Genomic DNA, 12345 nt, shown 5'->3' on the forward strand with positions numbered 1-12345 from the left:
ACTTCGGTGCGGTTTCCGATCTCCTGATTTTGATGTTAGGCCACCTTATGAATGAGCATTCCATTGCGGCATCAGGCCACGAATTTAAAGCGCAAGTAATGGAACACTTCGCTTTCTTACAGAAGGAGTTTGGCTTCGAACCAGCATTGGATGAGAGCTCCGCTTACACACATCGCCTGACCTTCCGGAACCCGCACAGCGATCAATTGGTTGAAGTGTTGAATGCGTTTCACGGTGTGGATTATGGGTTTGAGGTCAATATTCATTTGGCTTCAGGCTCTCGCTTGCTAGACCAGAGAAATATGGTCTATTACCGACTCAAGGAGGAACAGGATGGTGAGTTTTCGTACCTGGCAGAAGCAGCGGAAACGTTACGGTCCGTGCTTCAGGATGGAGTCTGACAAACCACGGAAGGCGGCAGCGTGAGACGTGCAGCCTATGCAAGCGCTAATCCACAGGGAGACTCTCAATGAGGCCTTGGATTCTTCTTACCGCTCTCGTTCTCACAGGGTGCGACAACACCACAATGTCAGCCGCCCCCAACTTCTCGCTGTTTGAAACCTCCGCAGGTGTTGTCTATCTGCTTAACCAGAATACCGGGGAGCTGAGAGTCATATCTTCCAAGCCGGCGGTCATCAGTTCTGGCGAAGTCTTCAGGGATGATGAGGGGCAGTTCTTCAGATACCTTGGAGACGGGGAGGTTGTAAAACTCGACGAAACTGAAGCGCTTGTTCAAAAGAACAGCGACTAAAAATCGTACGCACCTGTCGGAGCGCCAGAAGGCAAGCCAGATGACTGAAGAAGAACACTACGTCGAATGCTGCGAGCATGGAAAGCAACAGGCCACGTTTGTCTGCCAGCACATTGTTCAAAGCCTCCGGGACGGGCAGCCAAGAGGGTTCTGGTCGTCCGGAGAAAATCCAGACGCCCCCCGACCAGATTCGTGGTGTTCAGACTGCGAAGAAGTGGTAAATCGCGTGGGGGAATGGAATGAAGAGTCCGAGTCATTTGCTGGCGTCAGTTTGCTGTGCGGTGCCTGTTACGACCGAGCAAAAGAGATGAACGCAGGGAGCGGCAAAAAGTGGTGGGCATTCTGGCGGCGGTAGCGGTTAGTCAGGTGATCAACTGCACGCCAACAGCATCGGGCACCGGTTCCCGAAGCGACACTTCAATGACCACTGGCGTGATGTTTATTAGGGGGTGCGGGTGCGGTTGGCATATGGCGCTATTAATTCGATCCTGGCAATAAGCCTACTGGCCTGGCCCATAGGCCTTTTGGGCAGTCTGTTTATGTTTGATGCCCCGGGATCCGACACCAACCCGATTACTCTCGCCCTCGCGCTATCGATCTTCATCTATCCAGTTCCGGTGCTTACAGGCATTCTTGGGTATTGGAAAAATCGAAAGGAAGGGGCGATTCACACCCTGAGAAAATACACCCTTGTCGGTTTACTCGCGCCGATGGTTATCGTGTTTCTGGTTTTGTTGCTTGATGCATTCTGTCAGGGGAAGTTTGCGTGCAACTAAAACGGAACCCGGTTGAGCGTTTTTTGTCCAGCCAACCTTGATTATCGAAGGAAACGGGTAACACTCAATAAGATCGTTATGGAGTAGTGAATGATCAGGCCGTGCCGCTGAAAACAACAAACCCTCATTCTGAAAGCAACACGGCGCGCTAAAACCTCGATACAAGGAGAGTTTCAATGAACATGAGATCCACTCTACTGGTCGGGTCCCTGTGCCTGACTGTCGCAAGCGGCCTGGTCTGGGCCCACGAAGACAGCGCCTCTGACGGTAGCAAAGCAGATAACAAACACCTCCTGCACGACACCCCCAACCCCGACGGCCATGTACCGAGCAATGTGAATTACGGTTTTACGGTGATTGGTCACGATGCGCTGGGCGGTATCTCCGATGGCAAATACACGGATGTCTGGGCTCATGAAGGGTATGCCTATGTGGGCACCTTTGAGGAGCCTACGTGTGACCGGTCCGGTGTGTTTATTTCAGACATCCGGGACCCGGCGAATCCGACCACCATCGGCATGATCAAATCGCCACCCAACACCCGGATCAACGATGTCAAAGTCCATAAGGTTGGCGCCAGATCCGTTCTCATTCATTCCCTGGAACCCTGTGGCCCGCTGAGAGGCAATGGCCAGGCAATTGGCGGCGGCAATGGCGGTAAGCAACAGGGGCAGGGCGGTATTTCGCTGTGGGATGTGACCGACCCAACCATGCCCCATGCCCTCAAGCAGAACTTTCTGAACACCCCCGTACACAATACCTTTGCCTGGACAACCGCAGCCGGCGAAACCTTCCTGATGATCGTCGACGATATCAACGTAGACGATGTCATCATTGCGGACATCACCAAGCCACAGAGTCCGAAGAAGATCGCCACCACCGGCATCGGCACCTGGCTGGAAACCAATCCGGAGGTGGCAGCCGACGGGCAGTTATTCACCGGTGTTTTCGCGGCGCCCCTGCTGCACGACATCTGGGTGAATGACATGGACCCGGGCCCCGGGGAAGACTGGCATGCGGTGCTCTCGTACTGGGACGCCGGGTTTATCATTCTGGACGTGAATGATCCTGCCAATCCGGTGTTCCTGGGCGACTCCACCTATCCGGACATCGACCCGGTTCTGGGCATCAGCCCGGCCGAGGGAAATGCCCATGCGGCCGTGTTTGGTGGCGCTGGCTTCGACAAGATTTTCGGCGGTGATGAAGACTTCGATGCGTTCTTCACGGCGGTTATTGTCGGTAGCAATGAATACCCGGCATCCCAGGGCAGCGATGTGCCCCAGGTAGGGCCGGGCGCTGCGATTGAAAGCGTAACCGGGAACACGGTATTCGTTGGCCTTGCCTGTGGCGAGGCGATCCCGACCGCTGCGGAAACCGGGGCAAGCATTGCGGTTATCGAGCGCGGCGTTTGCGCCTTTACCACCAAGGCACAAACCATCGAAGCCGCCGGTTACTCCGCGGGTATTGTGTTTAACGGGGTAGCGCCGGACCGCTGCGAGGCGTCGGTTTCGATGCTCGTGGAGGCAGGCATTCCGATGGTCTTTGTGCCTCGTTCCTCCGGCTTTGGCATTCTTGGCATTAACGGCTATGACCCGGCCCAATGTGGTGCGGACGATGGCACCAACCCGGCCTTGCCGGCCGTCGGTACGCCCGGCATTGCGAGTACCATTGGCGCGGCCTTCGATGGCTGGGGCTATTTGCATGTGCTGAATAACACCCAGGGCGATGTCACTGTTCCGGTTGGTATGGGCGCCAATGCCCAGGATCCGGTTACCGTGGGCTATCTGGGCGAAATCGGCTTCTACGCGCCGGCTGAGCTCACAGATCCCGCACTGGCATCGGGCGCGGGCGACCTCACCATGCACAACCTGGAGGCCGATCCCCAGCAACCCAATCGGGTGTTCATTTCCTGGTACTCACTGGGCATGCGAGCCGTTGAGTGGCGTCCTGGCCACTTCCATATCAACGCGCAGGGAGAAGGCGTGGTGTCCTGGAACATGCACGAGGTGGGTCGCTTTATCGCCGGTGAGGAGCTTGGCGAACTGGCAGGCTCGAACTTCTGGGGTGTGACGGTCACCGAAGTGAATGGTGAGCAATTCGTTTTGGGCTCCGACCGCAGCACCGGGCTGTGGATCTTCAAGTGGGAGTGTGAAGACGCCACGAGCACGCTGTACTGCAACGCGCCGACACCCTAGCCACAGGCAGGCAATCGGTGAAAAATGGAAGGGGGGCGCAAGCCCCCCTTACGGGTTTGCTACTTCAGGCAGAGCGAGAGTTTAAAAGGACGTTGTATGGTGTATTTCCTGATACTGGCTGGTGTTGTAGCCGTTCTGGTGGTGCTGTGGAAGCTGAAGTCCACAGGTGGCAGGAGACGCGTGGCGGGCAAACGCACCCGTAAAGCGGGCAGTCGGGCTGCGGCCAGTAGCGGCCAGGCTGACTTCCCGGCCACGCGGATTGTTCCGGGAGCGAACGCCTGCCAGGCCGCGAAGGATTTGCAGGACGAGCTCTTTCTGGACAGCCATCACAACACGCCCACCTTACCCCTGGATGAATGCACGAATGTGTCCGGGTGCGACTGTAAATACGCCCACCAGAACGACCGACGTACCAATGAGCAGGATCGGCGCATCCAGACCCTACAGACAGAGCTTTATACCGCGGCCGAAGGCGATGAGCGGCGACGCCCGGAGCACGGGCGCCGGAAAACGGATTCAGGCGGGGTTTGATCGGTTCGTTTACGATTCAAAAAGGGGGTCGCCGGTGGCCTTCACGGCGTAGAACAGGCAATCACTCTTGGCGATGGCCGGGTTGGTGGTAATCATGAAGGCCTTGATGGCCTGGGCCGGGTAAACCTGGCCGTCCTTCACCCGAAGTACCTGCGTTACGTTCTCCGTGCGGTTGTGGCTGATGGCGTTGAGTATGCTTAGGCCCTTCTTGCCCACCCATCCCAGGGGCTCCTCTGGCGAGACCACGCCGAAGTTGCGGTGTTCAATGTCGGGCGGCAGCGTGAGGTCCGCCAGGCCCGTGGGTTCAAGCCGGTATTCAATGGTGGCCTCCGGCGCCAGCTCCACCCGAATGGGATTGCGCAATACGGCCACGTCCCAGTCTGCTTTTTCCAGTGAGAGCACATCGGCTCTCGAGGTGTACCGAACAAGGCCCTCGTACGCCAGTTCGTGGGCGTGATCGTCCTGGGCGCCGCCGCACTCGATGGTTACCGTGGGCACCTCCTGTTCGGAATACTCCATGAGTGCGCCCAGGCGCAGGTCGGTCATGATGAGTCGGTCGGTGAACAGCGAGGTCAGTGCCTGATGGGCGGCGTCGTTGGTGATGGTGACGGCGAAGGCCGGGCCGGTGCCGGAGGTGTTGTGCACGTCCAGCAGGCATTCTGGGTTGGCGTCGCGGAGCTCTTCCAGCAGGGCGCGGGCGATGGCGCCTTCATCCCCCTCAAAGGGCTCTTTGAAACACCGGTTGAGGTCGCGACCACCGGGTAGCTGGCGTTGTGTCAGTACCGGAGCGATCTTTGCCGGGTAAACACCACCGAGCAGGAACAGCATGTTCACCTCGGGCGTACGCTGCTCCAGCAGCCACCGGTGCAGGGAAAAAAAGCCGGACGGTTCGTTGCCGTGGATGAGAGTGGCCATTGCCCGGGTGCGGGAACGATCGCGGCCGGCCACCCGCACCACCGTGGGCCCGTTCAGGCGCTCCAGCCATTCCAGGGGCGAGCGGCCCAGGGTCTGGGGCGACGGGTCGTTCAGGTACTCAAGCCGGTTGGAGGTGCTCACGGTGACAGTGTCCATTCGTGGAGCGGTGTGTTTTGCTTCTGGTTGGCCATGTACAGCGCCAACATACTCCGGAAAGCCTCGCTCGGGCCCAGGGAGCGGAGCAGGGATTGGGTCATGTAACGCTGCCATCGGGCGCCGGAGAGCGTGGTTTCAATGCGGCCTTCGATGATGCCGAGCAGGCGGTTAATCTCGGTGTCGTCCACGGCGGTGCGCTGCAGCGCTTCCCGCGCCCGTGGCAGCAGCGCCCGGGCTACGTTCAGCAGTGGCGTGTCCTGCAACTGAACCTGATCCTTGTGCGGCCAGATAATCTCGGCCCCGATACCGTACTTGGCGGCGCGGTAGAAGTTGTGTTCAGTGTAGTGGAAGGGAAGTATGGACGTCAGATGCTGGATGTCGTCGAGTACGGCCAGCGCAGCGCCAATTACGAACAGTCCGTTGGCGCACATATCCACGGCCGTGGGCCCTGCTGGCATGGAGCGGATCTCGATGCGCAGGTGGCCACCGTCGGCGTGATCGTAAATGGCCCGGTTCCAGGGCCAGGTGGTGCCCTGGTGCAGGCGCAGCTCGGCCAGTTCCGGCACCTGGCCGTGGTCGATCATCGCCATCGGATCTTCCTCGGACAGCACCGGAAGGATGGGGGGATACAGTGAGGCCGAGGCCGCAAACAGTTCCCAGGCGCTGCGCACCCAGCCGTTGCCGTAATACACCCTGGGCGGGTGGCGCCAGGTTTTGTGGTGGGGCGAGCGGCTGTCGATGGACTGCTTGAACAGGGCAATCCGGGTTTCGTCCCAGAGGTGGTGGCCAAACAGGCTGGGTGAATTGCTGGCCAGGGCCAGGGCGACGGGGGTAACCAGCTGCACCGCGTTGAAATAGTCCGCAAACCGGCTGGCGGGCACCCGCCAGTGCAGTTGGAAGGAGGTGGTGGCGCCTTCCATGTACACGTCGTCGGCGGTCAGGTCGATGACATCGTTGCCGCCGATGTGGATACTGAACGGCTCGCCCCGCTGTTTGAGCAGCGCGCTGGAGAGGGCGTGGTAGCGGGGCAGGTCGGTCATTACCTCGGCGCCCATGTCCGACTGGCGCAGGGTGGGCAGAATTCCGATCGGCACCAGCTCACCTTCAAGCGGTTTGGCGTGCTGGTTGATACGCCGGGTGGCCGCGAGCAGCTCCTGCTCTGTGCGGGCGAACGGGGTTCCGCTGAACGCCTGGGGCGTGAGGTTGTACTCGAGATTGAAGCGGTTGAGTTCCACCGTCAGCTGAGGGTCCTGCACGCGGGCGGCGATTTCGGTGTTGATGGGCTGAACGTAGAGATCAGGGTTGACGATGTAAAACTCCACTTCGGCGCCGATGGAGCTCTCACCCTCGCCGAAGTCCGGACGGTCCAGAAGACGACGGAGCGCGGCAAGGTCTGTTCGCACCTTGGCCGCAAAACGCTCGAATTCTTCCGCCGCAAATTCCGATTGTTTGATCGACAGTCCCACGGTGGCATCATCTCCAGGACTTACTTAACGAGCCAGAACCTACAATTAGCCAGAACCTATATTTAGATAGTAGCGGAAGATTCCGTACCTCAACACGAATAAGCAAAGGAGAAGACAGGCGACATGAGCTCCACCGCCCACCCCTATCCCATTGGCACCCCCGGCAAACCCTGGGGCGACAACGAACGCGCCGAGTGGTTGTCGCGCCAGGCCCGTCAACGCAGCTACGAGCAGGATGTGCTCGCCGCAGTCGACCGCCTGGGCTCACGTTTTGATGTTGAGGAATACGGCCGCGTTGTCTACGGCCAGGATGCCTATCCGCTGGTGGCCCTGCGCAGCCGGAGCTGGAACAACGACCTGCCGGTGGTGCTGATTACCGGCGGGGTGCACGGCTACGAGACCAGCGGCGTGCACGGTGCGCTGCAGTTTCTGGAGCAACGTGCGTCGGATTACGCGGGCAGTGTAAACCTGCTGGTTGCGCCCTGTGTCAGCCCCTGGGCCTACGAGCGTATTCATCGCTGGAACGCCAACGCGCAGGACCCCAACCGGTCGTTCCGCGAGGGCAGCGGCGTGGAAGAATCTGAGGCCTTGCTGCGCCTGGTGGCGCCCATTCGTGAGAGCGCCCTGCTGCACATTGATCTGCACGAGACCACCGATACCGACGAATCCGAGTTTCGCCCGGCGCTGGCGGCCCGCGATGGCAAGCCGTTCGAGCCGGCGGGTATTCCCGATGGCTTCTACGTGGTGGATGACAGTGCCGATCCCAACCCGGACTTCCAGCAGGCGGTGGTCGAGGCGGTGGAGCAGGTTACTCACATTGCCCCGGCCGATGACAAAGGCGAGCTGTTCGGCTCACCGGTCCTGGCCCGGGGTGTGATTGCCTACCCGCTCACGGAGTGGGGGCTGTGCACCAGTATTACCCGTGCGCCCTTCCGAACCACCACCGAGGTGTATCCGGACAGCCAGCGGGTAACCCCGGAGCAGTGCAACGCGGCCCAGGTGGCGGCCGTGTGTGCGGCCATCGACTATGCGCTGGCGCATTAAATCCATCCTGTAAGGCGAACCAGATGAACTCTTCAGAGAAAAACATCGCGCTCAAGCTGTTCCAGATTATCGAGCGCATCCTGCTGTTTATCGTGGTAGTGATGACGCTGGTAGGCGTTTTCGTAGAGATCCGGTCTCTGTACCTCGCACAAACACTGGATCTGGGCGATATCCTGCTGATGTTCCTCTACATGGAGGTGATCGGCATGGTTGCGGTGTTTTATTCGAATCGGCGGTCGGCTTCGGTCTTCCCGATCTTCATTGCCATCACTGCCCTTGCGCGGCTGATCATTCTTCAGGGCAAGGACATGGCGCCGGAAAACATTCTCTATGAGGCCGTGGCCATTCTGATACTGTCGGTGGCGGCTTGGGTGCTAACACATTTCAACCAGACCCGACCGGACGATTAGTCGCAGGTGCTCAGGATTCGTCTGGTGATTGCTGGGCGCGCCGGTTATCCCGGGCAGTGAATCCCCAGCCGACGGCGGTGAGCAGGATCAGGCCGGTGATGATGGGCGACACCTCGCCAAAGCTGACGATGGCTGCGATAACGGATGCCACAGCGGCCACTGCCGACAATTTCCAGGAATGTCCCGCGGTTCCGGATTGGTGTTTGGAAAGGTTGGCCATCTATGCGCCTCTGTTCAAAACCGCAACCTTAGCATGAATGCTGCCTGAACGCCTGCCATTCAGTTCTGCATGCGAATGTCGTCTTTCCAGCGGAATCCCACGCCTCCGGCCTGCCACACGCCATCCTTGTTGAAGGGGTGGGGGCCGGTAATGTTGATGTACTGCGGCAGCCCGAAGTGGGGCGCCAGGTTCTGCCTGGCTTTTACCGTTACCCTGTCCATGATTCGCAGGCCCTGCTGTTCGGCGGGCAGGTGGGCTTCCGGCGCGGCCCGGTGGGCCACGGCCCAGTTGTCGACAAACAGCAGGTCGCCGGTGTCGTATTGGTAACGGGTGCCGTAGCCTCCCTCGAAAGAGTTGTTCAGCAGCTCGTTGTAGTCGTTGAACAGTTCTTTCATGGCCCGTTCATCGAGCAGGCGGAATTTGTCGGCGTCGGCCGGCAGCATTCTCAGTTGGTCCAGTGTCAGCTGGTCGTCGGGCAATCGTTCGATGACAGCGCCGGTCATGCCCAGGTGCAGCCACACGCTTTTGCGGCCGGAGATGGGGTGGGTGTGCACCACAGGGTGGGTCACGCTGGAGGCGGAATTGACTGACACCAGCCGTTGCCAGAAGTCCTGCTTCTGTCGTGGCAGAGCATCGAACGCCGCGCCCTGGTGGGCAAAGTGGGTGCCGCCGCCGCGCTCCGGTGCCCGGGCCATGTAATAGGCGCTGTGGGAGAAGGTGGCGGCTTCAAAACTGCCATCGTTATGCCATTGCGGGCCTACGCCCAGGATGCCGTGACGGGCGTCGTTGGAACACCGGAAGATGTGCCGGTTGCGGCCCGGTGTTGCCGGATGAACCCCATGGGTGGAGTGAATTTCATGGGCGCCCCACCAACGGCTGGCCTCCACCAGTTCATCCGGGGATAGGTTGGTCTGGTGCTTGAAAACGATAAAGCCCCGGTTCGCCATTTCCTGTTCCAGGGCTGTGATCACGTTCTCGGGCAATCGCGTTCGAACATCGGCGCCGTAGATCTCTGCCCCCATGGGTTCGATCTGTCTGATGGTCAGTCCTGCTTCCTCAATCAGTGAAACACGGTCGGCGCTGAGCGGGGGAACGGTTGCCATTTCTGCGGGTCACCCTCGTGTCTGTTTTTTGGACAGACTAACCCAGGCGGATTTTCCAATTCAAATCTGGTCGATGATTGACCCGGCGGCTACGCTGACTGTGGATGCCAACACAAAAGCCAGTGATCTGGAGGTGGAATGAAGTTTCCATCAAGCACAGCCTTTGCGTTACTCGGTGCCGCTCTGATTGCCATCAGCTATGGGCTGGCGCGTTTTGCCTTTGGTCTGTTTGTTCCGCCCATCAGGGCCGATCTGGGGCTGGCGCCGGATGTGATTGGTGTGATTGGTGCGCTGCCACTGATCAGCTTTGTGTTTGCCACGATACTTGCGCCTTTCTCGGCCGATCGGCTCGGTGCCCGTAACACCGCGATGGCGTCAGGGCTCTTTGGCGTGGTTGGCCTGGGGCTGATCAGCCAGGCTTCCGGTGCCATTTCACTGGGGGTGGGTGTGGCTGCCTGTGGTATCTGCACTGGCCTGATGATGCCGGCTTTGACCGCCGCCATGCAGGCCCTGGTTAAGCGCTCGCTGCATGGCCGGGTGAGCTCGGTGATGAATGCCGGTACCAGTATCGGTGTTGTCGTTGCCGTGCCAACCATTCTGTTTCTTGCCGGCGCCTGGCGCTTCGCGTACGCGTCGTTTGCCGTTCTTGCGCTGATCGGGGTGCTGGCCACCTGGTTTTTCATTCCCTCGGTTTCCCGGGTGGTGCCTTCCAACGCCGCGCCGGCGGCGCCCATCAGTGCTGACCAGTGGTGGCGCCTGTTCCGGCTATCGCTGTTCGGGTTCTTGATGGGGTTTGTTTCGGCCGCGTACTGGATTTTCGCGCCGGATCTGGTGGTCAACCTGGGCGAGATGCCGTCCGATTACACCGGCTGGCTGTGGCTCGGTGTCGGTATCGCGGGTCTTGGTGGGGCGGTGGTGGCCGACCTGGCCGATCGCAACAACCCGCCCATCACCCAGGCGCTGATGCTGATGATGCTGGCGGCCAGTCTCGCCCTGGTGGCCGCCAGCCCGGACAACCTGCTGATTGCGGCGTTCTCGTCCCTGGTGTTTGGCCTGGCCTATATGAGTCTTACCGGCCTGTACCTGATGACCGGCATCCGCCTGCTGCCGGGCCGGCTGTCCGTGGGGCCGGTGTTGCCGTTCATCGCCATTTCCCTGGGGCAGGCCAGTGGCTCGCCGGTTGTGGGTTCACTGGTGGGCAGCGTTGGCTATGCCGACGCCTTCGCCCTGTTCTGTGTAATCGGCATTGTGGTGGCCATGCTGTCGCCGTTCTACCCGCGCTACCTGGAATACGAGCCAGAGGAAGAAGGCGAGCTGGATACCGGTCTGCAGGCAGCGTACGACTACCAGCTGCAGAATGAGGAAGGGGAGCCCCTCACGCCGGTGACCGGTAAGAGCGAGAGCTACTAGTCCGTATCTGCATCCCGCCTTTGACCCGTCCTAATATACGTTGACGGTTTTTGTTGAAGCCAGCTCCCCTCGGGTGCTGGCTTTTTCATGTACCTCTTGTGGCGTTTTCATGCCGAGGCTGAGGTGTGGCCTGTAGGTATTATAGGCATCAACAGACTCCTTGATCAGTACGCCCAACTCGGCAAAGGTTCGACATCGATTGATCAGGAACTCCTGCTTGAGGATGCCGTTGATCCGCTCAGCAAGAGCATTCTGGTAGCAATCATACCCATCGGTCATGGATGGCCGAATCTGATGTTTCCGCAGCACTCCTTGGTACAGAGAAGAGCAGTATTGGATGCCTCGATCCGAATGATGTATCAGGGGTTGGTCGGTCATACGATGACGGACGGCCTGGTTCAGCGCGGCCACGGTATCGGAAGCTTTCATCTCGTGACTGAGGTTATGGCCCATGATCTTGCGTGAGAAGGCATCCGTAACCAGGGATAGATAATGCACCCCCTCATCTGTTTCGACGTAGGTGATATCGCTCACGAAGACCTGCTCGGGACGATGCAGCTCACATCCTGCAAACAGGTTGGGATGCTTCCTCATCCAATGGCGGCTGTCGGTTGTTTTCGTATAGTTTTTCTTCGGATGAACCAGTAACTGGTGCTGACGCAGGTAATCAAACAAACCATCTCGACCCAGCTTGATGCCAAGGGCCTGAAATTCTTCGCGCAACAGATAATACAGCTTGCGTGTTCCCAGTCGCGGCAATCGTTTTCGAATCTGCTGCACAAGCGCTTTAACCGGCTCCAGCTCACTTTGGCGCCTTCTCCGCCGCTGAAGACGCTGATAAACCGCCTGGCGTGTTACTCCAAAGAGCGAGCAGCTTTTGCTCAGGCTTACTTTGCCTTTTGCTTGCAGCGTACGCGCTCCTTGGATAAATACTTTTTTCGCAGACCGGCTCCGTATTCCCGATCCATAATATCGACCATCTCATTGAGCAGGAGATTGCGAAGACGCTCATCTTCTAGCTCTTTTTCAAGTCGCTTGATCTTCTGCTCGGGCGTTTCCTGGGATCGGTTCATGGGCGAGTTCCTCGGCAGGGACCAGTCCAATCTACCATGCTTGCGCAGCCAAGTGAGAACCGTGCTGCGCCCTTGAATGCCGTAGGTCCTTTGGGCCTGTTTATAGGTGAGCTCGCCTTTTTCGACCTGATCAACAACCGCTAATTTAAAGCCCAGGTTGTAATCACGCTGCGTGCGCTTCTTGCGGGTGGGAGTGACGTTGTCCATCTCTGCATCTCCAGATGACAACGTATTTCAGGACGGGTCACTTTAACAAAAAAAGCCCCGGCGTTGGCCGGGGCTTTGGGGTGCCCGG

General features: G+C 59.1%; 12 protein-coding genes. 7 read left to right on the plus strand and 5 right to left on the minus strand.

The features are described from left to right. Window positions 1-47 precede the first annotated feature (47 nt). The 4 genes from AC0J1C_RS05430 to AC0J1C_RS05445 all read left to right on the plus strand — a co-directional run bounded on the left by AC0J1C_RS05430 (window position 48) and on the right by AC0J1C_RS05445 (window position 4253). The gene (locus AC0J1C_RS05430; protein WP_473045925.1) at window positions 48-401 is read left to right on the plus strand and encodes a hypothetical protein; all 354 of its coding nucleotides are present in this window, start codon (window positions 48-50) and stop codon (window positions 399-401) included. A 68-nt stretch (window positions 402-469) separates the two neighbouring features. After that, window positions 470-751, plus strand: a complete 282-nt coding sequence (locus tag AC0J1C_RS05435; RefSeq protein ID WP_375193262.1) for a hypothetical protein — start codon at window positions 470-472, stop codon at window positions 749-751. 952 nt (window positions 752-1703) lie between these two features. After that, on the plus strand, window positions 1704-3722 hold the full coding sequence (locus AC0J1C_RS05440) for a PA domain-containing protein (protein WP_473045926.1): 2019 nt from the start codon (window positions 1704-1706) through the stop codon (window positions 3720-3722). A 96-nt stretch (window positions 3723-3818) separates the two neighbouring features. Further along, complete coding sequence (locus tag AC0J1C_RS05445; RefSeq protein WP_473045927.1) at window positions 3819-4253, plus strand: hypothetical protein; 435 nt, start codon at window positions 3819-3821, stop codon at window positions 4251-4253. Window positions 4254-4262: 9 nt separating this feature from the next. On the opposite strand, the gene AC0J1C_RS05450 is transcribed toward AC0J1C_RS05445, so the two are convergent. Together AC0J1C_RS05450 and AC0J1C_RS05455 are read right to left on the minus strand one after the other, a co-directional pair. Continuing rightward, window positions 4263-5309, minus strand: a complete 1047-nt coding sequence (locus AC0J1C_RS05450) for a M14 family metallopeptidase (protein ID WP_473045928.1) — start codon at window positions 5307-5309, stop codon at window positions 4263-4265. Beyond that, window positions 5306-6790 carry a glutamate-cysteine ligase family protein gene (locus AC0J1C_RS05455; protein WP_473045929.1) on the minus strand — a complete coding sequence of 495 codons (1485 nt, stop codon included), beginning with the start codon at window positions 6788-6790 and terminating at the stop codon, window positions 5306-5308. The genes AC0J1C_RS05450 and AC0J1C_RS05455 overlap by 4 nt, the downstream gene beginning before the upstream one ends. A 123-nt stretch (window positions 6791-6913) precedes the next feature. Here AC0J1C_RS05455 and AC0J1C_RS05460 point away from each other — a divergent pair, with 123 nt between their 5' ends. Beyond that, window positions 6914-7834, plus strand: a complete 921-nt coding sequence (locus AC0J1C_RS05460; protein ID WP_473045930.1) for a M14 family metallopeptidase — start codon at window positions 6914-6916, stop codon at window positions 7832-7834. Window positions 7835-7857: 23 nt separating this feature from the next. Beyond that, the gene (locus tag AC0J1C_RS05465) at window positions 7858-8244 is read left to right on the plus strand and encodes a phosphate-starvation-inducible protein PsiE (protein WP_473045931.1); all 387 of its coding nucleotides are present in this window, start codon (window positions 7858-7860) and stop codon (window positions 8242-8244) included. A gap of 10 nt (window positions 8245-8254) precedes the next feature. On the opposite strand, the gene AC0J1C_RS05470 is transcribed toward AC0J1C_RS05465, so the two are convergent. Then, the gene (locus AC0J1C_RS05470) at window positions 8255-8395 is read right to left on the minus strand and encodes a hypothetical protein (RefSeq protein ID WP_473045932.1); all 141 of its coding nucleotides are present in this window, start codon (window positions 8393-8395) and stop codon (window positions 8255-8257) included. A gap of 128 nt (window positions 8396-8523) precedes the next feature. Continuing rightward, complete coding sequence (locus tag AC0J1C_RS05475) at window positions 8524-9567, minus strand: TauD/TfdA dioxygenase family protein (RefSeq protein WP_473045933.1); 1044 nt, start codon at window positions 9565-9567, stop codon at window positions 8524-8526. Window positions 9568-9705: 138 nt separating this feature from the next. Here AC0J1C_RS05475 and AC0J1C_RS05480 point away from each other — a divergent pair, with 138 nt between their 5' ends. After that, window positions 9706-10977, plus strand: a complete 1272-nt coding sequence (locus AC0J1C_RS05480) for an MFS transporter (protein ID WP_473045934.1) — start codon at window positions 9706-9708, stop codon at window positions 10975-10977. Between the two features lie 30 nt (window positions 10978-11007). Here AC0J1C_RS05480 and AC0J1C_RS05485 read toward each other — a convergent pair. Continuing rightward, window positions 11008-12257 (minus strand): IS3 family transposase gene (locus tag AC0J1C_RS05485; protein WP_473044084.1). Its coding sequence is split into 2 segments (ribosomal slippage): window positions 11008-11903 and window positions 11903-12257, totalling 1251 coding nucleotides; the frame shifts between segments, so codons are not numbered across the junction. Window positions 12258-12345 lie beyond the last annotated feature (88 nt).

It is taken from the genome of Marinobacter sp. E2 (genome assembly GCF_055755345.1).

Excerpts from the sequence above, each read along its gene's own strand:
- AC0J1C_RS05475 (WP_473045933.1), bottom strand. The coding sequence starts at position 9,567 with ATGGCAACCGTTCCCCCGCTCAGCGCCGACCGTGTTTCACTGATTGAG.
- AC0J1C_RS05465 (WP_473045931.1), top strand. The coding sequence starts at position 7,858 with ATGAACTCTTCAGAGAAAAACATCGCGCTCAAGCTGTTCCAGATTATC.
- AC0J1C_RS05445 (WP_473045927.1), top strand. The coding sequence starts at position 3,819 with ATGGTGTATTTCCTGATACTGGCTGGTGTTGTAGCCGTTCTGGTGGTG.
- AC0J1C_RS05430 (WP_473045925.1), top strand. The coding sequence starts at position 48 with ATGAATGAGCATTCCATTGCGGCATCAGGCCACGAATTTAAAGCGCAA.
- AC0J1C_RS05480 (WP_473045934.1), top strand. The coding sequence starts at position 9,706 with ATGAAGTTTCCATCAAGCACAGCCTTTGCGTTACTCGGTGCCGCTCTG.
- AC0J1C_RS05460 (WP_473045930.1), top strand. The coding sequence starts at position 6,914 with ATGAGCTCCACCGCCCACCCCTATCCCATTGGCACCCCCGGCAAACCC.
- AC0J1C_RS05435 (WP_375193262.1), top strand. The coding sequence starts at position 470 with ATGAGGCCTTGGATTCTTCTTACCGCTCTCGTTCTCACAGGGTGCGAC.
- AC0J1C_RS05440 (WP_473045926.1), top strand. The coding sequence starts at position 1,704 with ATGAACATGAGATCCACTCTACTGGTCGGGTCCCTGTGCCTGACTGTC.